Consider the following 19,397-nt stretch of genomic DNA (forward strand, 5'->3'; position numbering starts at 1 on the left):
GGGAGGAGGAGGTACGAATGGGACGGCTCCTTGCAGTGCAATCTTGGTGGAAGGATGCCAGTGGCCGGCGAAGGCCACTGGTTCCCGATACAGAGATGGATCAGTTCAAACGGTGAGGGAGCGATCAGCCGCGCGGCTTGCGGCCCGCTGGTGCCCTTTCAAGCTGCTGCACGCGACCTTCGATCTGGTCCAGACGCTGGTTGGCCTGCTGCGCCGACTGGTTGGCGGACTCGGCACTCTGGGCGGCGCCCTGCACCTTTACATCGAGCTGGTCGAGACGCGAGTTGATCGTTGCAAACTCGTTCTTGTAAGAGGCGCAAGCGCCAAGGCTCACGGTGGCGATGAGCGCCACGCTGAGTGCACGGGCCATCTTCATGTGTTGCGAGGTCAGTTTCATTCCACTCCCTCCTTCGTCTGGGGAAGCTGGAATATAGCGGCGTTTGTTCCCGGCGCTACCAAGCGCTTTCAGCTGGAATTTGAGTACGTGGATGGGCTGTGAAGGCCTGTAAATCAACGAACCTTAACAAGCGGGATCAAGCGAGCTGATCTGCACCGGCGTATCGCCTTGTGCCTGTTCAATATCACCCATTCACCTGCATGAAGCCGGCATCACGGCATGTGCGTCTGTGTGCTTTCGCCTGCTCCGCACGCAGGCTGCCATCCACTTGCTTCCAGCAGCGCTGCAGCGTTTCCAGGCTGGACATCCAGCAGTTCGGCGATGGCGTTGGGCGTGTCGGGCGCGCGCGCAACATAGGCGTGGGCGATGCGGTAGCCGATCCAGTAGCCGAGATCTCCGCGGCGCGTATCGTCGCCGGGGCCGTTGTACAGCCACCTCGAAAGATCGGTACCCATGCTGTCCTGCAGGAACGCGCGCTCCAGCGCACACTCGCGACCCTGCGCCCAACGCTGCAGATGCGCGTTGGCCGGTTGCCCGGAGATCCGTTCGGCCACGTATTCGGCGCCGCCTTCCAGCAGCGTCTGATAGAGCAGGGTGGGCTGCTCGACATCAACGCGCGCGCCGGGCTGTTGCACGTGCACGTACTCATGGGCGATCAGGTGCACGAAGCGGTCGCTTGCATCGGCCTGCATCCAGTCCGCATTGCACAGCGCTTCCAGTCCGATGACCACACCTGCTTCGGTGGTAACGCCACCACTGTTGCCGCGGCCCACCAGTACGGTGACCGGAGGAAAGCGCGCAGACGGCAACAAGGCGCCGAGCTGATCGACGGCAGCGGCGACGCGCGTGCGGATCGATGGCAATGCGGCCGCGCAGGTTCCCGCTTTCGCAAACAATGCCGGCTTGTCCTGGATGGCCCTGGCCAGCCGCTCCATCGAGCCGATACGGCTGTCGGTGAAGCTGCGCAGGGCATCCGTACCCGCATCCAGATAGCCGTGCTGCAGATCATCGGCGCTTGGGCGCCCATGGTTGGCGTCCAGCACCTTGAAGAAGCGCGTGACATCGTCTGTCTGTACGACGATGTGCCCGGCAGGACCGACACGCTCAGCCGCCTGTGCCTGCAGCAGCGCGATCGGCGAGGCGATCAGGATCAGTGCCCGCATCAAGCATCGAGCGTGATGCGCGTAAGAAGCCGGCAGCAATGCCATGCGGAGTTCCCTGAACGCCAGCCTTATTTATACACCAGTCAGTTCAATATTCAGGGTTGATTAGACCCCCTAACGGATAATTCACACCTGTCGACCGCCTCCTCTCTCTCCCCCTCCCGGGAGGCGGTCGACGAAACCAAAATAATTAAAGGTGTGTCCCGATGAACAAGAATTCGCTGCTTGCCCTGGGTCTTCTGGCTGCTCTGCCGTTCGCTGCATCGGCAACCGATGGCCTGTCGTACAACTACGTTGAAGGCGGCTACGTGAACACCGATGCCAAGGGCGGCGACGCCGATGGCTGGAAGGTGAAGGGTTCCGTTGCGGTGCACCCGAACTTCCACGTCTTTGGCGACTACAGCGCCCAGGAAACCGACAAGTTCAAGAATGACGTCGACCAGTGGCGCCTGGGTGTCGGCTACAACTACGGCATCGCACCGAACACCGACCTGGTGGCCCGTGTTGCGTACCAGAAGTACGACGAGAAGCGCGGCCTGGACTTCAACGGCTACTCCACCGAAGTGGGCGTGCGCACCGCGTTCAACCCGTACGTCGAAGGCTACGTGATGGCCGGCTACGAAGATTTCAGCAAGAAGCACGGCTACAACCCGGACGGCGAGTTCTACGGCCGCGTCGGCGCCACCGCCAAGTTCAACCAGAACTGGGGCCTGAGTGGTGAAGTGAAGCTGGCCAAGGCCGGCGACCGCGAGTGGTTCGTGGGCCCGCGCTTCACCTGGTAACAAACGCCTGTCGTTAGTGCGTGTTGTGCTGGCGTGTGACTCTCTCTCTCTCCCACACGCCAACCGAAGCCCGGCCTCGCGCCGGGCTTCACTTTTATGGGCCCTGTGGCGCCACAATGCGGCATGGGCGACCCTTCCTCCCTCGAAGGTACTGGCACGGCCTACCAGGAGCATCTGGCGCCTGCGCCGCTGCGTGGCCACTTCGGCCAGCTGTGGCAGAGCCAGCTCCCTGCCGATGCCGATGGGCACATCACCGTATTGCCCGATGGCTGCGTGGATATCCTCTGGCGCGACGGCGCGCTGTTCGTGGTCGGCCCGGATCGGGTGGCTGCACATCCGGCACTGGCACCCGGTGCACAGGTACTGGGTGCGCGCTTTCGTTCCGGCCAGGCGTTGGCCGCGCTGGGACTGCCACTGGCCGGCATCATTGGACAGGCGGTGCCGTTGGCCGATCTGAAGGGCGGATGGGCCACAGCAGCCGCTGCTTCCATTGGCGATACCGCGCCGGCTCAACGATTGCAGCGGATGGCGCAGTGCCTGCAACAGCATATGGGCGCGGCCGCACTCGACACCCCGGCGCAGCGTGCACATGTCCTGTTCCAGGCGCTCGCCGGGGGGCACGCCACGCTGGATACGCTGGCGGCGCACTTGAGTCTGAGCCCGCGCAGCCTGCGGCGTTTCAGCCAGTCGCAGTTCGGCTACGGCGCCAAGACGCTGGAGCGCATCCTGCGCCTGCAGCGCTTTCTTCGCCATAGCCGCGCGCTGCCGCAGCACTCGTTGGCGATGCTGGCCGCTGATGCCGGCTATGCCGACCAGGCCCACCTCAGCCGTGAGGCGCGCGAGCTTGCCAGCATGACCGCACGGCAGCTGCGCCTGGAATGGGGCCGATGATGGCCGTTTTGTTCAAGACCGCCGTGCCGCGCTGACCGAAGCTGGGGCTCCCACCCAGGAGTCACGCCATGAGCCACGCCGCACCCCGCGATGCCGAGCGCCGCATCGACAACATCGAATTCAACGTCGCCGACATCGCCCGCAGCAAACGCTTCTACGGCAAGGTATTCGGGTGGTGCTTCACCGACTACGGCCCCGCCTATACCGAGTTCGACGATGGTCGCCTGAAAGGTGGTTTCGTTTCCGACGCGCCGGTGCGTGCGCAGGGCGGCCCACTGGTGATTCTCTACTGCGCGGACCTTGCCGACGCCCAGCAGCGCGTGATTGCCGCCGGTGGCGAGGTGGTGCAGGCGGTATTCGCCTTCCCCGGTGGCCGCCGCTTCCACTTCCGCGATCTGGATGGCTACGAGCTGGCGGTCTGGAGTGATATGGATTGAGGTCTTCGTACCTTCGCCGGTGGACGGAACGAGAACCGCTCCGTCCCCGGTCAGGCGGTTCCGCTATGATCGCCCGCACATCGCCACACGCGATGCGTCCGCCTCAAGCCAGCAGGAACCGCCGTGAACTCCCAGCCCGCACCGATCACCGCCGTCAACCACACGCTCGACAACGAGCCGCAGCAGATCACCGCGCCACTGACCCATTCGGCGGCGTTCCTGGTGCTGAAGGTGAAGGATGACGAGGCGTCGATCGCCAAGGCGCGCGAGGTGCTGGCCAGCACCGATGATCTGATCAAGAACACCGCCATCCGCGAGATCGAGCGCACGTTTACCTGCAACGTGGCCATCGGCCATCGCGTGTGGCAGCCGCTGGTGGGCACCACGCCGCCGCGCGAGCTGGCACCGTTCCGCGAGATCAAGGGTGCGACCCACACGGCCGTGTCCACGCCGGGCGACCTGCTTTACCACATCCGCGCACGCACCATGGACCTGATCGTGGCGTTCGAGCGCAACCTGCTGATGGCGTTCGGCGATGCGGTGGAAGCAGTCGATGACGTGGCCGGCTTCCGCTATTTCGATGGCCGCGACCTGCTCGACTTCGTCGACGGCACCGCCAACCCGGAAGGGCTGTCGCTGCCGGAAGCCACGATTGTTGGTGACGAGGATCCGGACCACGCAGGTGGCAGCTACGTGGTGGTGCAGAAGTACCTGCACAACCTCGATGCCTGGCGCGCGCAGAAGACCGAGGCGCAGGAAGCGATCATCGGCCGCACCAAGCACGACAACATCGAGCTGGATGATGCGCCGGCCGATGCGCAGAAATCGCACAAGACGCTGTGCACCATCGAGGATGCCGACGGCGAGCACGAGATCCTGCGCGACAACATGCCGTTCGCCAACCCTGGCCGCGGCGAGTACGGCACCTACTTCATCGGCTACACGCGCCGCCTGTGGGTGATCGAGAAGATGCTCGAGCGCATGTTCATCGGCAATCCCGCGCCGCTGCATGACCGCATCCTCGACTTCTCCACAGCCACCACCGGCGTGACCTTCTTCGCGCCCTCGCGCAAGGTGCTGGCCGACCTGGGCGATTGATCGCGCCGGGCAGTGCCGACCGCCATCTGCCTGTCATCTAACGCGCCGACCATCAGCCGTTGGATGAGAGCGCAGGGGCGGGCGATGGCGATGGCAAGGAACACAACCGGCGCACGCCGCTGGTGGCGGCCGTTGGCCGCGCTGTTCGGTGCGCTGGCACTGGGGAGCGCCGCGGTGTCCGCGCAGGAGGCTCCCGCACACTGGATGGCCTATGCCGCCGCCGTGGGCGGCCAGTTGCAGCAGCGTCTGCAGCAGGAGCAGAACCCGCAGGCGCAGCGCGTGCTGGAATGGCTGCAGGCACACCCTGATGCACCGACGCCGTTGCCGGTGAGCGTGTGGATCGCGGCGGATGGCCGCATTTCGAAACTCGAATTCGACAGCCTGGGCGACGCCCAGATCGACGCCGACCTGCGCGCGACATTGCAGTCCGCACCGTTGCAGGCGGCCCCACCGGCCGACATGCGCCAGCCGCTGCGGCTGGGCCTGCTGCTTACCCAGTAGATCCACGCCATGCGTGGATGCGTCTGGTAGATGCCGACCTTGGTCGGCACGCGCACGCCAACCAAGGTTGGCGACTACCGGTAGGCCCCCAGCCACGCATGGCGTGGCTCTACTGACCTTGCGGGTGCAGTAGATTCAGGCCCTGCGTGGATGTGTTGGGTAGATGCCGACCTTGGTCGGCAGGTGTGCGCCAACCAAGGTTGGCGACTACCGGTAAGCCCCAAGCCACGCATGGCGTGGCGCTACTGATCTTGCGGGTGCAGTAGATTCAGGCCCTCCGTGGATGTGTTGGGTAGATGCCGACCTTGGTCGGCAGGCGTGCGCCAACCAAGGTTGGCGACTACCGGTAGGCCCCCAGCCACGCATGGCGTGGCTCTACTGATCTTGCGGGTGCAGTAGATTCAGGCCCTGCGTGGATGTGTTGGGTAGATGCCGACCTTGGTCGGCAGGTGTGCGCCAACCAAGGTTGGCGACTACCGGTAGCCCCAAGCCACGCATGGCGTGGCGCTATTGATCTTGCGGGTGCAGTAGATCCACGCCATGCGTGGATGCGTCTGGTAGATGCCGACCTTGGTCGGCACGCGCACGCCAACCAAGGTTGGCGACTACCGGTAGGCCCCCAGCCACGCATGGCGTGGCTCTACTGATCTTGCGGGTGCAGTAGATTCAGGCTCTGCGTGGATGTGTTGGGTAGATGCCGACCTTGGTCGGCAGGCGTGCGCCAACCAAGGTTGGCGACTACCGGTAAGCCCCGGCCACGCATGGCGTGGCGCTACTGATCTTGCGGGTGCAGTAGATTCAGGCCCTGCGTGGATGTGTTGGGTAGATGCCGACCTTGGTCGGCAGGCGTGCGCCAACCAAGGTTGGCGACTACCGGTAAGCCCCGGCCACGCATGGCGTGGCGCTGATCTTGCGGGTGCAGTAGATCCACGCCCTGCGTGGATGTGTTGGGTAGATGCCGACCTTGGTCGGCAGGTGTGCGCCAACCAAGGTTGGCGACTACCGGTAGCCCCAAGCCACGCATGGCGTGGCGCTACTGATCTTGCGGGTGCAGTAGATCCACGCCATGCGTGGATGCGTCTGGTAGATGCCGACCTTGGTCGGCACGCGCGCCAACCAAGGTTGGCGACTACCGGTAAGCCCCAAGCCACGCATGGCGTGGCTCTACTGATCTTGCGGGTGCAGTAGATCCACGCCATGCGTGGATGTGTTGGGTAGATGCCGACCTTGGTCGGCAGGTGTGCGCCAACCAAGGTTGGCGACTACCGGTAAGCCCCAGCCACGCATGGCGTGGCGCTACTGCGTTGCTACCTGTGGTTCACGGGCTGCCGCGCTCCATGCGCGCAGCCCGAACACGGCCAGGCCGAGGAAGAACACGTACAGCGCGGCGGTCACGTGCAGCGACTTGAACAGGTAGGCACCCACGTAGACCACGTCCACCGCGATCCACACCCACCAGCAGGCCACGTGGCGGCGCGCCTGCCACCACTGGCCGACCAGGCTCAGCGCGGTCAGCATCGCGTCCAGCCACGGCAGCGCGGCATCGGTGAAGGTGTGCATGGCCGCACCCAGCGCCACGCCGCCGCACAGGCCGATGGCCAGGTCGCGCAGCAGCTTGCCGCGTGCCAGTGGCACGATGCGGACGCTGCCCTCGTCGGCGGCGTGCTGCCGCCAGTTGAGCCAGCCGTAGACCAGGAAGCCACCGAAGGCGACCTGCAGCAGGGTGTCCGAGTACAGCTTGGCCTCGGCGAACACCAGGCCATACAGCGTCACCGACAGCAGGCCGGCCGGCCACGCCACCAGCCGGCGCTTGGCCATCAGCCAGACGCCGAGGATGCTGCACAGCGCGGCGGTCCACTCGAGCATGACGCCGCTCACAGCGCGAACGTCACCGACAGGCGGGCCTGTCGCGGTGCGCCGGGGAACAGGTAATAGTCACCACCACTGCTGCCGGTATCGCGCCAGTAGAAGCGGTTGAACACGTTGTCCACCGACAGGTTCCAGGTCACCGCACGTTCGTGCAGGCGATGCTGGAAGCGCAGGCCGGCATCGAACACCGAGTAGTCCGGTGCGCGCACATCACCATCGGCGCGGGCGACATTGGCACCGGCATAGCGCCAGCCACCGGTCACATCCAGGCCCTGCACGAACGGCAGCGCATAGGCCACGTGCACGCTGGCGCGCACCTTCGGCACGTTCACCAGCTGATGGCCTTCATAGGCCGGGGTGCCGGTGTCGCGCGCGCGCGCCTGCAGCACGCTGGCGCTGGCCACGATCTGCAGCGCATCGGTCAGCTGGCCGTTGGCGGTCAGCTCCAGGCCGGTGTGGGTCTGCGTGCCTTCCTCAACGAAGGTGTAGCCGACCTCGCTGTTGTCCGGCCTGGCGTACTGGTACGGCTGCGAAATGCGGAACACGGCTGCGCCCAGCGTCAGCGCCTCGACCGGCACGTACTTCACGCCCACTTCCAGCTGCCGCGACTGCACCGACGGCAGGAAGGTGTCGGCGTTGCTGGTCCAGAACGGCGCTTCCTGGCCCAGCGAGATGCCGCGCACGTAGCTGGCATAGGCGTTGAGCTGATCGGTGGCCTTCCACACCACGGCGGTCTGCGGCAGGAAACGCGACAGGCGGCTGTGCCGCTGCGGGGTGCCCCGCTTGTCGTAGGCACGCTCGTCCAGGCGCACGAAGCGGCCGCCGGCCAGCCACTGCCAGTCATCACCGAAGCTCATCCGGTCCAGCGCGAAGAACGCGGTCTGGCGGCTGTCCAGGCGCCGTGCGGAGGGGCCGGGCATCTTCGGCGACGGCGCGAACACCGGCACCTGCGCGTCGTGGATGTTGCTGGTGCCGACGTACTCGTTGACGCTCGGGCGCTTGTCCACCGTGCGGCGGAAGTAGTCGGCACCGAAGGTCAGCTCATGGCCGACGCTGCCGGTCTCGAAGCGGCCGCGCAGCTCGGCACGGGCCTGCTGGTTGCGGCGGGTGTCGTCCGGGCTGCGGTAGTCGTAGACGTCGTAATCGCCATTGGGCGCGAAGTAGTTGCCCGGCACACTGCCATCGGCGCACTGCGTGGCGTAGTAGCAGCCGTAGGCGAAGGCGACGTTGTCATCGATCACCGAACGGCTGTGGCCGACCGAGACGCGCGACTGCCAGGCATCGTTGAAGTCGTAGGTGTGCAACGCGGTGATGTTGGTGCTGGCGATATCCACCGGGCGCTGCCACGGCTGGTAGCCGAGCAGGAATTCGCGATCCACGCCGTGCGGCAGCTCACGCGCGCCCAGCAGCTGGTAGCCGGACACCGAACGCTGCGAGCTGGTCTGGTAGTTGGCATCCACTTCCAGCTTGCCGCGTTCGCCAATCAGCCAGTCGGCGGCCAGCGAGTAGAAGTTGCGACGGCCATCGGCGTGCTCGACGTAGGAATTGCTGGAATCCCATGCGGCATTCAGGCGCAGGCCGAAACGCGGGGTGATCCAGTGGCCGACATCGACGGCGACGTAGCGCGAGCCTTCCGAGTCGGTACCGAGCGTGGCGGTGCGCACTTCGGCCGGGCGCTTGCCGATGTAGTTGATGATCCCGCCGGGCGCCATCACACCCGCGGCCAGGCCGGCTTCACCCTTGAGGATCTCAACCGACTGCACGTTCTCCAGCGCCAGGCGCTGTTCGCCGGCGATGGACAGGCCGTTGAAGCGGTAGCCGGTGGCGGCATCCAGCGCAAAGCCGCGGATGGCGACGTTCTGGTAGTAGCCCACCGGCGCATACGCATCACCCAGCGAGGCATCATTGCTGGCCAGCTCGGACAGCGAACGCACCTGGCGGCGGTCGAGGTAGTCGCGCTCGAGCACGTTCACCGAGGCCGGGGTGTCCTTCCAGGACCCACCACCGAAGGCGTTCACGCGTGAGGTATCGGCCTTGGGTTTGCCGGCCTGCACGCGCACTGCCGCCAGTTCGGTGGGCGAGCGCTCGGCGCCGGTGGCAGCCGCATCGGTGGCAGCGTCGGCCTCGCTGGCATGCAGCGGCAAGGCGGCGCAGAGGGCGAGGGAGAGCAGGGTGGGGCGCAGGCAGCGGTTCATTCGGTTCGTCTTCGGACAACAAGGGAGACGAAGCGACGGCGCGCAGGTGCACCGGCCCATGACGGGGGTGTGGCTGCGGCTCAAAGCTCCCTACGCCGGTGCAAACCGGATCAGGTTCCAAGGGACTCTCTCAGCCTGGCAGATCCAGGCACCCCCGCTTCAGGTGACCATTTCACTACAAATGGTACGGATTTGCGAGCCGGTGCCCTTCAGGCTGCCGCGTGCAACGCCTGCAGCAGTGCCTGTCCCGGCGCGCTGTGGAACCACGCCGGATGCCCCAGCATGAACGGCTGCCACGCCACATCCGCGTTTGCGGTGGAGCCAGTGATGCCTTCGAAGTACTCCACTTCGGACAGTGCGAAGTCGAAATGGACCATCGGCAGCAGGTCGGCCAGCAGCTGCACGCGTGCCGCCGACAGCGGCAGCACCTCGCGGTAGCCGTCGAGCAACGCCAGTGCGATGTCGATGCGCACCGCCTCCATGCCGCGCTCCAGTTCCAGCCAGGCCACTGCGTTGCGCTCGATGGCGGTGGCGAGGTCGAACAGTGCGCTGGTGGGCGAAGCCAGGCCGAAATCCAGCACGGTGCTGACCTGCCCGTCGCGCCACAGCAGGTTGGAGACATGCCAGTCGTTGTGCGCCCACAGCCGTGGCTCGTCGCGCAGGCGCTCGGCCAGGCCCGTGTGCCAAGGCAGCACGTCGCGCTGCAGCTGTGCTTCCCACGGAATGCGCGCGAGATAGCGGGCCAGCCCTGGTCGTGTGGGCAGTTCGGCTTTGATCGCGGCGATGGGATCGTCGGCGCGGATCAGATCGTCGCGCGCGACCAGCAGATGGGTACTGCGCTGTGGCGCGTGATAGCTGACGGCGGCACGGTGCAGCCGGGCCAGCATGCGGCCGGCTTCGCGGGCCTGCGCGACATCGGTCAGCAACGACCACGACACGGCATCGCGGTACAGGTCCTCGCCCACGCCCACGGCATGCAGTTCGAAGGTCCATTCGCCGTGCTCTACTGCGGTGTGGCCATCGGTTGCCGCCAGCACCTGCACCACCGGTACGCCGGCGGCAGCGAGATGGGCGATGAAGTGGTGTTCTTCTTCCAGGCAGGCGGCGCTGCGAACGCTGTGGTGGTGGCGCTTGATGAACACCGGTCCGCGCGTGCCATTGACGATGGCGGCGGCCGACAACGGTCGAGGACTGTGCCAGTGCGGCTGGCTGCCCGCATCCAGCTGCGGAAAGCGCTGGCGCAGCCACGCGAGGTCTGCGGTGCTGATCGGTGGCCAGTCGGCAGCAACCTCGTCGTTGTTGAGGCCCTGCACGCGGTGGGAGGAAGAAGTCATGCCGCAGCCCCAGTGGGGAAAGTCACATCCAAGGCTGCGCATTCAACGCCATGCACGCGGCCAACGCAAACGGGCGGTTCATCGACCCGCCCGTCCGTGCATCGGCATGGGGGATGCCGCGCTGCTTACCAGCCGCGATGGCGGCCGCGGTCGTGGTAGTAGCGGTTGTCGTAGTAGCGCTCGCGCTGCCAGCGACGGTCGTCACCGCGGTCGTAGTAGCCGCTGCGGTAGTAGCCACGGTCGTAACGGCGATTGTCGTAGTAACGACGATCGCGGCGGTCGGAGGTGGTCAGGTTGCCGATCGCGCCGCCGGCCACGGCACCGCCGACAGTGGCAGCAGGATCACCGTTGGAGAGCAGGTTGCCGGCCACGCCACCGACCACGGCGCCGACCAGGGTGCGCTTGTCCTTCCTCGACATCGCGCTGGCATCGCTGACCACGGCCACACCGGCCACCAGTGCCAGGGTCATCGCCAGACCACGGAAGCTGAGTGCGGAAGTACTGAGCATGTTCGTTCTCCTGTGAGGTGCATGCCACGCTGGGCAGGGAGGGCGCGGGGCGCCCCGGCTGCCGTGATGTCCACGCTGGCGTTCCAACATTGCCGGAACATTGCCTGGTCCACCGTGCGGCTTGCGCATTCATCTAGCGGCAGGCGGCATGAAGCAAGGCTGAAAGCGGCCTCGGCCGCTCAGCTGGCAGAAAGGGAAAAGGCCACGCGGACGTGGCCCTCCCTTCTCTCCCAAGGCGCCGCGGGCTTAGACGCCCATCGCCTTCTGGGCCTGCCGGGCCTGCTCCTGCTGGGCGTCCTGCTGCTGATGCAGCACGTTCGGCGCGCCCTGCACGGCACCGCTGCTGAGCGCCAGGCTCTGCTCGCTGGCGGCACGGGTCTCCACCGCCACGCGGCTGGCGGCCGGGTCGCCGATGGTGCCCTGCACGGCGAACAGGCGCTCACCGTTCGGGCTGGGCACCACCGAGTCGATGCGCTGCAGGCCGGCGGCATGCGCCTCCTTGGTCAAAGCCGCAGCAGCGCTTTCCAGCGTGTGGCGGTCCTTGAAGGTCCCGGCCGGCAGCAGTTCCAGACCCTTGCTGGCCTGGATGAACAACGGATTGCGCGGGTGCCGCTCGTCGTTCAGCAACGGCCGTTCGCGTGCGTCCTTGATTGCCTCCAGGGTCTTCGCCCCGACAATGCCGTCGACCACCAGGCCGTTGTCCTTCTGCAGCTGGCGCACTGCCGCGTCGGTGTTGCGGCCGAAGCGGCCATCTTCGACCAGCGGCTTGCCGTCGGCGCCGACGTAGCCCAGGTGGCCCAGCTGCTCCTGCACCTTGCGCACGCCCTCGCTGTGCGCGCCCTGCTTGTACAGTTCGGCGTGCGGCGTGGCAGCGGCCTTGTGCTCGGGCGCAGGCTTGCCCTGGGTCTGCTCGTGCGACTGGGTGCGGTTTTCCAGCAGGTCGCGCGCCTTGGACAGCGGATCGGAGGCGTACAGCTTCCAGTTCGGGTGGTCCTTCACCTGCTTGAGGTAGTCCTCCACCGGCATGGTGTGCACGCCCTTGCTGCCGGTGGACTGGCTGATCAGCAGCTTGTCGGTGTTGGGGTCGCGCACCACCATCACGATGTGGTCGATGCCGTTCCAGTGCTCATGGCGGGTCCTGGCCGTATCCAGGCCGATGATCATGCCTTCCTTCAGCGCATCGGGCTTCAGGATCGCGTCGCGGTCCAGCAGCACGCCGGACTGGTCGAACGCCTTGCGCACGATGCCACCGGAACCGAGGTTGCCCAGATCGATGCGATCAGCCTTGCTGAACACCGCGTGCCCGGCCTTCTGGTTGATCTCGTCCATGGTCCGGTTCTGCAGCGTGCCGACCCAGCCGGAACAGTCGATGTAACCCTGCTCCACGTTCTTGCCGGTCTTGCCCGGTACGTACAGCGCGTGGCCCGGAATGTTGATGGCGTACTTGACGTCGTCGTACTTCACGCCGGCCTCGTAGGCGGCCTGCAGTTCAATGCCTGGCTTCGGCGTGGCAGCCGCCGTTGCGGTTGCCGCCAGCGTGGCTGCACCCGCCGCCACGGCTGCGCTGGCCTGTGCAGGCGCTGCCGGGGTCTGGCCCTGGCCCTGCGCCACCGCCTGCGGTTCGATGTTCTTTTCCGGAATGCTGATCGCCGCGTACTTGTGGATGTAGTAGCTGGAGAACGTCCGCGCCAGGTCGCCATCGTTCATCCCGCGCATCTCGGCCAGGGTGTGGCCGGTCAGCGCCTTCGCGTCGGAGCCGATCTGGTTCAGCACGTTGCGGCGCATGTTGATCTCGTCGCCGTGGCTGTTGCGGACCACACCGAAGGTGCCGGTGGCAATGGCAGTCTGCACCGAGCCGTAGCCGGCGCTGCCCTGCTGGTGGGCCAGGTACAGGTCCAGGCCGGTGGGCGTGTTGCCCCCGGACAGGTACGGGTTGCCGGTGCGCTCGTTGCGGCGCGCCATCGAGTCCAGGTTGTCCTGGTACATCTGTGCGGCCGCTTCGGTGTTGCGGGTGGGGTCGAACTCGTGGCCGGTCAGGTGGTACTGGCGCGCGGAACCGGGCACGAACTGGAACAGGCCCTTGGCGCCGGATGAGGTGTTGTGGGCGCGCTCGTTGAAGGTGCCGCCGGTCTCGATGTGCGCGAAACGCATGAAGTCATCCACAGGGATGCCCTTCTGCCTGGCGACCTGCTCGACGATGTCCAGGACTTCCTTTCTGCTGTAGTCATGCTGTGCCATGACGTTTTCCTCGGGGTTGATGGAGCGGCGCGTGCCGCGAATCGCCAACCGGACTCATCCGTGAGTCAAGAACATGTCGGTCAACAGGGAACCCGCGCGTGGCGGGTGCTATCAGGGCGCGACGTACTGCTGGGTCGCGCTGTTGAAGGTGTAGTGCACGGCGTCGCCGGCACCCAGTGCGCGGGTCTTGCCGGGGCCTTCGATGGTGGTGCCCTTGAAGGTCACGGTCAGTCGCGGCAGGCCGTTGCCGTCGGCAGCGAAGGCCAGTTCGCCATCGCTGTCGGTGCAGGGCATCACGTTGCCGTCGTCGCAGGCGGCACTGTTGTCCTCACCCGTGCGCACTGAACCGACATAGCGCCAGACCTTGCTGTCCACGTCGTCTTCGCTGCGCCTGGGGTTGAACAGCAGCAGCGCATAGCCGGTGCTGCTGATGCCGCGGTCGAAGCTGCTGGTCGGCACCGCCAGCAGCAGGCGACCATCGGCCGTGCGATGTTCAAGCGGCTTGCGCCGGGTATCGACATCGTCGGCCTTGTCGTACGCGCCCAGTGCGCCGATGGTCCATTCCTGGCCACGGAACTTCCATGGCTTCCTGGCGTCGGTGCCGGCCAGCACGAAGGTGGCCTCGGCAAGGTTGGCGCGGTCATCCGGACCGGCCGGCGTCTGCTCGCCCGGCTTGCCGTAGTGCTCGCGGGTATCCCAGGAGAAACCCGTGTAGTACGTGGTGCCATCGAGAATGAAGGTGTGGCCGAACCAGAAGGTCGCCACGCTGCCGTTCTGGACCTCATAGGAGGTCGCGCCATCGCCGTCCACCTGGTAGGTGAAATACATCACGGTCGGCGCGTCGGGCGGGGTGGCGGCGGCATCGGGGGTGGGGGTCTGCATCGGGGCAACATCCTGTCGGGGCGCATTGGCAGCCTGCGCAGAGGCGCCGGGCTGGGAGGACGAGGGGGCCGGATCGGCGGCGCTGCAGGCGGCAGCGGAAAGAGAGACGAGCAGGCACGCCGCGAATGCGCGCAGAGGCCGCAACGGCAGGGTCCAACGTAGCTTGGGGGGATGATGCATGCGCCTCTCCATGGTCAGCGTTGCCGGGCCAGACGGCCGGCAGGAAACCGCGCCACGTCCACCAGGGACGGGAGCGAGGACATGAGCCGGTCGATTCCTTCGACCTCGCATTGAGAACTCATGCCGGACCATCTTGGCACAGATCGGCGGCCGGTCAAAGAGGGCGGTGGCAGCTGCCCTTCTTGTGTGATCTGGCTCTCAGATCTTGCCGTCGCGCAGGTAATCGAACAGCTCGGCGTCGCCCTTGAGGCCCAGTTTGAGCATGGCGTCACCCTTCTGCCGGCTGATGGTACTGACGCTCTTGTGCAGCTGCAGCGAGATTTCCTTCACGGTCATGCCGGTGCCCAGCAGCCGCAGCACCTCCACCTCGCGTGGCGACAGTGGCTTGCCGTCGCCCTCGCGCATGCGCCAGCTGCCAGCGGCCTCGACCCGCTCGCGCAGGCTGCGGCTGATGTAGGGCTGGCCCCGGTAGACCGCCTGGATGGCCTGTGGCAGTTCGTCCATCGACGAACTCTTGTCGACCAGGCCGAGCACGCCGCTGTCGAGCACCATGCGCAGGATCGCCAGGTTGTTGGAGACACTGAGCATCAGCACCGGCAGGTCGGGATGACGGCGGCGGATCATGCCGATCATGGCGAAGCCGTCGGCCTGGGGACTGCCCGGCATGGAGTAGTCGGTGACCAGCAGGTCACAGGGCTGGCTGCCGAGCAGGGCCATCAGCGCCTGCGCGCTGTCGGCTTCGCCGACCACGCGGCCCACCCCGCTCGATTCGATGACGGCACGGGTACCGATACGGACCACCGGGTGGTCGTCTGCGATGATGATGCGCAAGCTCATGCTCTAGTATGGCCACCGGGCACGCCGGACCGCGACCATCGCGGTTCCTGGCAGATTCTAGGAGATCAACGCCGATGCGTAGCTGGGCTGTTCGCGGGCTGGTCCTGCTGCTGGCCGTGCTGGTGCTGCCTGCGGCGCTGGCACAGGCAGTGCCTGGGCTGTTGCCGCTCAGCCCGCTGCAGCGCGAGTACCTTGCCGCGCATCCGAGCATCGTCGTGGGCCAGTATGACAGTGGCTGGCCGCCGTTCGAGTCCCTCCGTGATGGCCAGCAGGTCGGCCTGGGCCCGGATTATCTGTCGCTTCTCGCCCGTCAGCTGGGCGTGAAGGTGGAGGCGCGGCGCTATCCCGACTGGACATCCGTGCTGGATGCGGCATGTCGTGGCGAGATCGATGTAGTGATGAATGTCGGTCTCAGTGCCGACCGCACCCGCTGCATGGTCTATACCGCCGCCTATGGCGAGGCAGCGCTGGCCCTGGTGGGACGCCCGGATGACCTGCGTGCCTCCGACATCCCCGACCTGGATGGACTGCGGGTGGTGATCGAGCAGGACTTCCTGACCGGCCCGCAGGTGCGGGCGCGCTTTCCCCGGGCACGACAGCTTGTCGCAAACAGCTCGTTGGCGGCGCTGGAGATGGTCAGAGACGACAAGGCAGACGTTTACATCGGCAATGCCTACGTGGCCACCGAACTGATCGCACGCGAGGACCTGCAGGGGGTCGTGCTGCTGCGTCCCAGCGATCTGCCGCCCGAACGGCTGCACTTCGGTGTTCCCAACAGCAAGCAGCCGTTGGCCGAAGCATTGGACCTGGCACTGGCTGCGACCAGCCAGGCCCAGCGCGATGCCCTGGCGCAGCGCTGGCTGCCACCTCCGCAGTGGTCGGCATCGGCACAGCTGGCGTTGAGCCAGGCCGAGAAACGGGTATTGGAGCAGCCGTTGAAGATCGGCTTCGCGCCGAACGCGGCGCCGCTGTCGTTCGCGGACCAGGATGGCAACCCCAGTGGCCTGGCCAGCGAATACCTGCGGCGCCTGCTGCAGGCTGGCGCCAACCTGCAGGTGGAAAACAGCCATGACTGGTACGAGGTGCGCGAGAAGGCACGCCGCGGCGAGCTGCAGGCGGTGATGGGCATTCCTGCCGATTCTCGCTACCTGGGCCCGGACTGGGTGTTCAGCCAGCCCTTCATCAGCGTGCCGAACGTGATCGTCAGCCGGCGTGACAGCCCGGCGTTGCTGGGCCTGTCCGACCTGCAGGGCAAGCGGGTGCTGCTGTCCGATCCGGAACGTGTGCGTGGCTATGTGCTGCAGCAGGCGCCGCAGGCGCGGATCATCGCGGCACGCAGCGCGGAACAGGCCCTGCAGCGCCTGATCAATGGCGACGCCGATGCCTACGTAGGCAACCTGGCACTGGTTGACCATCTGCTGCGCAGCCGCTTCCCGGGGCGCCTGCAGGTGGCGGCACCGGCAGGTTTCAACGATCAGCTGGTGCTGGCGGTTGAGCGCCGCCATGCCGCCCTGGCCACCACCTTCGACCGCCTGCTGCTGCAGATGACGCCGCGCAAGCGCGAGGCCCTGCGCGGGGACTGGCTGGCCGTCGAGTACCGCAACGGCCTGGACTGGAACAGCGCGATGCGCTGGGGCGTGCCGCTGCTGCTGGTGCTGCTCACCGCGCTGCTGGTGCACGCCATCGGGCATTGGCGGCTGCGCCGCGAGGTGGCCGGACGGCGTCACCTGGAACAGCGCCTGGCCGAAGTCACCGACAACCTGCCTGCCGTGGTCTATCAGGCTCGCCGCGCGGCAGACGGAACGCTCAGCTTCCCGTTCATTGCCGGTGACCTGCAGGCGTTGTTCGGGATCAGCCGGCAGCAGGCCGAACAGGACGCAATGTGCCTGCTGGAGCGCATCGAGGAAGACGACCGCGAGCACATCCTGCATGCGGTCGAGCAGGCGGCGCGCCAGTTCGCACCGCTTGTTCTCGAGTTCCGGCTGCGACCTGAAGGCACCGGCGCGCGCTGGGTGCGCAGCCAGGCCCATCCCTATGCGGCGGAAGCGGGCGTGGTCACCTGGAGTGGATACTGGGTGGATGTCAGCGAGGCGCGTGCACAGGCCGAGGCCCTGACTGCGGCCAAGGCCGACGCCGAACAGGCGGCGGAGGCGAAGTCGCGTTTCCTGGCGACCATGAGCCATGAAATCCGAACGCCGATGAGTGGCGTGCTGGGCATGCTGGAAGTGCTGGCGCATTCGCCGCTGGATGCCGAGCAGCAGCGCATCCTCGGGGTGATCGAGGATTCGGCGCAGATGCTGCGGCAGATCCTCGACGATATTCTTGACTACTCGCGGCTGGAGGCCGGCGCACTGCGCCTGGAACCGGTGCCGCAGCCGCTGCGGCCATTGCTGGAAAGCGTGTGCCGGTTGTTGTCGGCGCAGGCCAGTGCACGTGGGCTGGACCTGCACGTGCAGATCGACCCGCAGCTGGCGGCCGCGCACGAAGTGGATGGCGTGCGCCTGCGCCAGATCGTGTTCAACCTGCTCAGCAACGCCATCAAGTTCACCGTGCGCGGCGAAGTGCGGCTGCAGCTGGACGTGCTGGGGCCGACCGCCGAAGACGGCAGCCAGCCGCTGTGCCTGAGCGTCACCGACACCGGCATCGGCATCGCGCCGGAACAGCTGCAGCACCTGTTTGCGCCGTTCACTCAGGCCGGTGCCTACATCCAGCGCGACCATGGGGGTACCGGCCTGGGCCTGAGCATCTGCCAGCGCCTGGTGCAGATGATGGACGGCGAGCTGGAGCTGCACAGCACGCTGGGCGAAGGGACCCGCGCCGAGGTGCGGCTGTCGCTGGTGGAAGCCGGCAGCGGTGATGTGGAAGCGCTGGTCGCCGAGCAGGAACAGGCCTCGCTGCTGCCGCCGGCGCTGCGCCAGGCGCGGGTGCTGGTGATCGAAGACCACCCGACCAACCAGGCGATGATGGCCTGGCGACTGCAGCAGCTGGGGGTGCCGCATGTGATGGTCGGTGACGGCCAGCAGGGCTTGGATCGGCTGTCGTCGGAGAGTTTCGATCTGGTGATCACCGACTGCCGGATGCCGGTGCTCGATGGCTTCGGTTTCACCCGCCTGCTGCGCGAACGCGAGGGCCGCAACGGCCAGCCGCGGCTGACCGTGCTGGCGCTGACCGCCAGCGTGCTGGATGACGATGCACGGCGCTGCCGCGAGGCCGGCATGGACGAAGTGCTGGCCAAGCCGCTGTCACTGGCCACGCTGCGCACCGCACTGCTGCGCTGGTTGCCGCAGGCGCAGGGACAGTCGTTCGAGGAGCCGCAGGCCGGGTCCGCTGCCGACGATGCTGGGGCGCTGCCCGATCTGGACAGCCTGCAGCGGCGCTTCGGCTCGCGTGCGGTGGCCGAGCAGCTGCGCGACAGCCTGTTGCAGGCCAGCGAGGGCGATCTTGCCGCCGTGCAGCGCGCGCTGCAGGCTGGAGATCGCGAGGCGGCCGCACTGCACCTGCATCGTCAGGCCGGTGGTTTGGGCGCGGTGGGAGCGACAGTGCTGGCCGGGCAGGCCAATGCGCTGGTGGAGCGTCTGCAGGATGCGGCGGAAACCGATGTGGCGCCGTTGTTCGCGGGGGTGGCGGAATTTGTGGCACGGCTGCAGCGACAGCTGCAGCGCCTGGCTCACTGAGCCGACTGCTGCTGCAGGTAGGCGATCACCAGTGCGCGGCGTTCGGCGCTGGGGAAGGCGTTGTACATGCGCGTGCCGGGCACCACGTGGGTGGGCGACTGCAGGAACGCATCCAGGGTCTGCGCGGTCCAGGTGATATCGGCGCGGCGCATGCCGTCGGAATAGCCATAGTCCGGCAGGCTGCCAGCGCGGCGGCCGATCACGCCGTGCAGATTGGGTCCGAAGCGGTGGATGCCACCAGGTTGCACGGTGTGGCAGCCGGCACAGCTGCCACTTCATTGTCCTATGTGATCCTTTGTGGCCCTATAATGTTTATAAAATCAATGTGTTGCGCCTGTTCTATGTCCAATTGAGTCCTATGCGATCCGCTCAGATCCGCATTTTTCTGCCGGTATCTTTGGCGGTAATCT

Annotated in this window: 15 protein-coding genes, 1 pseudogene and 1 riboswitch; of the genes and pseudogenes, 6 read left to right on the forward strand and 10 right to left on the reverse strand. The window is 66.5% G+C overall.

The window, feature by feature from the left end; genetic code table 11:
• Nucleotides 1-124: 124 nt before the first annotated feature.
• Both ACZK5G_RS00705 and ACZK5G_RS00710 read right to left on the reverse strand, forming a co-directional pair.
• Entirely contained in the window at nucleotides 125-397 is a 273-nt protein-coding gene (locus ACZK5G_RS00705; RefSeq protein ID WP_012509703.1) for a hypothetical protein, read from the reverse strand.
• A gap of 212 nt (nucleotides 398-609) precedes the next feature.
• Nucleotides 610-1,560, reverse strand: coding sequence for a DUF2268 domain-containing putative Zn-dependent protease (locus tag ACZK5G_RS00710; RefSeq protein ID WP_478464975.1), 951 nt, complete (start codon nucleotides 1,558-1,560; stop codon nucleotides 610-612).
• 206 nt (nucleotides 1,561-1,766) lie between these two features.
• Between ACZK5G_RS00710 and ACZK5G_RS00715 the strand changes: the two genes are divergently transcribed.
• From ACZK5G_RS00715 to ACZK5G_RS00735, 5 genes are all read left to right on the forward strand, one after another.
• A complete protein-coding gene (locus ACZK5G_RS00715) occupies nucleotides 1,767-2,342 on the forward strand; it encodes an OmpO family porin (protein ID WP_004134798.1) in 576 nt (191 codons plus the stop codon).
• Nucleotides 2,343-2,465: 123 nt separating this feature from the next.
• Entirely contained in the window at nucleotides 2,466-3,233 is a 768-nt protein-coding gene (locus ACZK5G_RS00720) for a helix-turn-helix transcriptional regulator (RefSeq protein WP_478464976.1), read from the forward strand.
• Between the two features lie 68 nt (nucleotides 3,234-3,301).
• Nucleotides 3,302-3,670: a VOC family protein gene (locus tag ACZK5G_RS00725; RefSeq protein WP_478464977.1), complete on the forward strand. Its 369-nt coding sequence runs from the start codon at nucleotides 3,302-3,304 to the stop codon at nucleotides 3,668-3,670.
• 123 nt (nucleotides 3,671-3,793) lie between these two features.
• The gene (locus ACZK5G_RS00730) at nucleotides 3,794-4,768 is read left to right on the forward strand and encodes a Dyp-type peroxidase (RefSeq protein ID WP_478464978.1); all 975 of its coding nucleotides are present in this window, start codon (nucleotides 3,794-3,796) and stop codon (nucleotides 4,766-4,768) included.
• Nucleotides 4,769-4,852: 84 nt separating this feature from the next.
• A complete protein-coding gene (locus ACZK5G_RS00735; protein ID WP_478464980.1) occupies nucleotides 4,853-5,269 on the forward strand; it encodes a hypothetical protein in 417 nt (138 codons plus the stop codon).
• 1,296 nt (nucleotides 5,270-6,565) lie between these two features.
• Here ACZK5G_RS00735 and pnuC read toward each other — a convergent pair.
• From pnuC to ACZK5G_RS00770, 7 genes are all read right to left on the reverse strand, one after another.
• Entirely contained in the window at nucleotides 6,566-7,135 is a 570-nt protein-coding gene (gene pnuC, locus ACZK5G_RS00740) for a nicotinamide riboside transporter PnuC (RefSeq protein ID WP_478464981.1), read from the reverse strand.
• Nucleotides 7,136-7,143: 8 nt separating this feature from the next.
• Entirely contained in the window at nucleotides 7,144-9,333 is a 2,190-nt protein-coding gene (locus tag ACZK5G_RS00745; RefSeq protein ID WP_478464983.1) for a TonB-dependent receptor, read from the reverse strand.
• 70 nt (nucleotides 9,334-9,403) lie between these two features.
• Nucleotides 9,404-9,499: riboswitch (TPP riboswitch) on the reverse strand.
• Between the two features lie 43 nt (nucleotides 9,500-9,542).
• Nucleotides 9,543-10,667: a phosphotransferase enzyme family protein gene (locus tag ACZK5G_RS00750; RefSeq protein WP_478464984.1), complete on the reverse strand. Its 1,125-nt coding sequence runs from the start codon at nucleotides 10,665-10,667 to the stop codon at nucleotides 9,543-9,545.
• A 125-nt stretch (nucleotides 10,668-10,792) separates the two neighbouring features.
• Nucleotides 10,793-11,176: a glycine zipper 2TM domain-containing protein gene (locus ACZK5G_RS00755; RefSeq protein ID WP_478464985.1), complete on the reverse strand. Its 384-nt coding sequence runs from the start codon at nucleotides 11,174-11,176 to the stop codon at nucleotides 10,793-10,795.
• 246 nt (nucleotides 11,177-11,422) lie between these two features.
• Nucleotides 11,423-13,414 (reverse strand): XVIPCD domain-containing protein, encoded by a 1,992-nt coding sequence (locus tag ACZK5G_RS00760; RefSeq protein WP_478464987.1) that lies wholly within the window; start codon nucleotides 13,412-13,414, stop codon nucleotides 11,423-11,425.
• Between the two features lie 111 nt (nucleotides 13,415-13,525).
• Nucleotides 13,526-14,296 (reverse strand): hypothetical protein, encoded by a 771-nt coding sequence (locus tag ACZK5G_RS00765; protein WP_478464988.1) that lies wholly within the window; start codon nucleotides 14,294-14,296, stop codon nucleotides 13,526-13,528.
• 378 nt (nucleotides 14,297-14,674) lie between these two features.
• Nucleotides 14,675-15,313 (reverse strand): response regulator, encoded by a 639-nt coding sequence (locus ACZK5G_RS00770; RefSeq protein WP_032130138.1) that lies wholly within the window; start codon nucleotides 15,311-15,313, stop codon nucleotides 14,675-14,677.
• 74 nt (nucleotides 15,314-15,387) lie between these two features.
• On the opposite strand from ACZK5G_RS00770, the gene ACZK5G_RS00775 reads away from it, so the two are divergent.
• Nucleotides 15,388-18,987, forward strand: a complete 3,600-nt coding sequence (locus ACZK5G_RS00775) for an ATP-binding protein (RefSeq protein WP_478464990.1) — start codon at nucleotides 15,388-15,390, stop codon at nucleotides 18,985-18,987.
• Here the strand turns inward: ACZK5G_RS00775 and ACZK5G_RS00780 are convergent.
• Nucleotides 18,981-19,253, reverse strand: a pseudogene (locus ACZK5G_RS00780) (c-type cytochrome); the annotation flags it as partial. The gene ACZK5G_RS00775 and the pseudogene ACZK5G_RS00780 overlap by 7 nt on opposite strands.
• Between the last annotated feature and the right edge of the window lie 144 nt (nucleotides 19,254-19,397).

This window comes from Stenotrophomonas sp. 62841_Sma, from assembly GCF_056482945.1.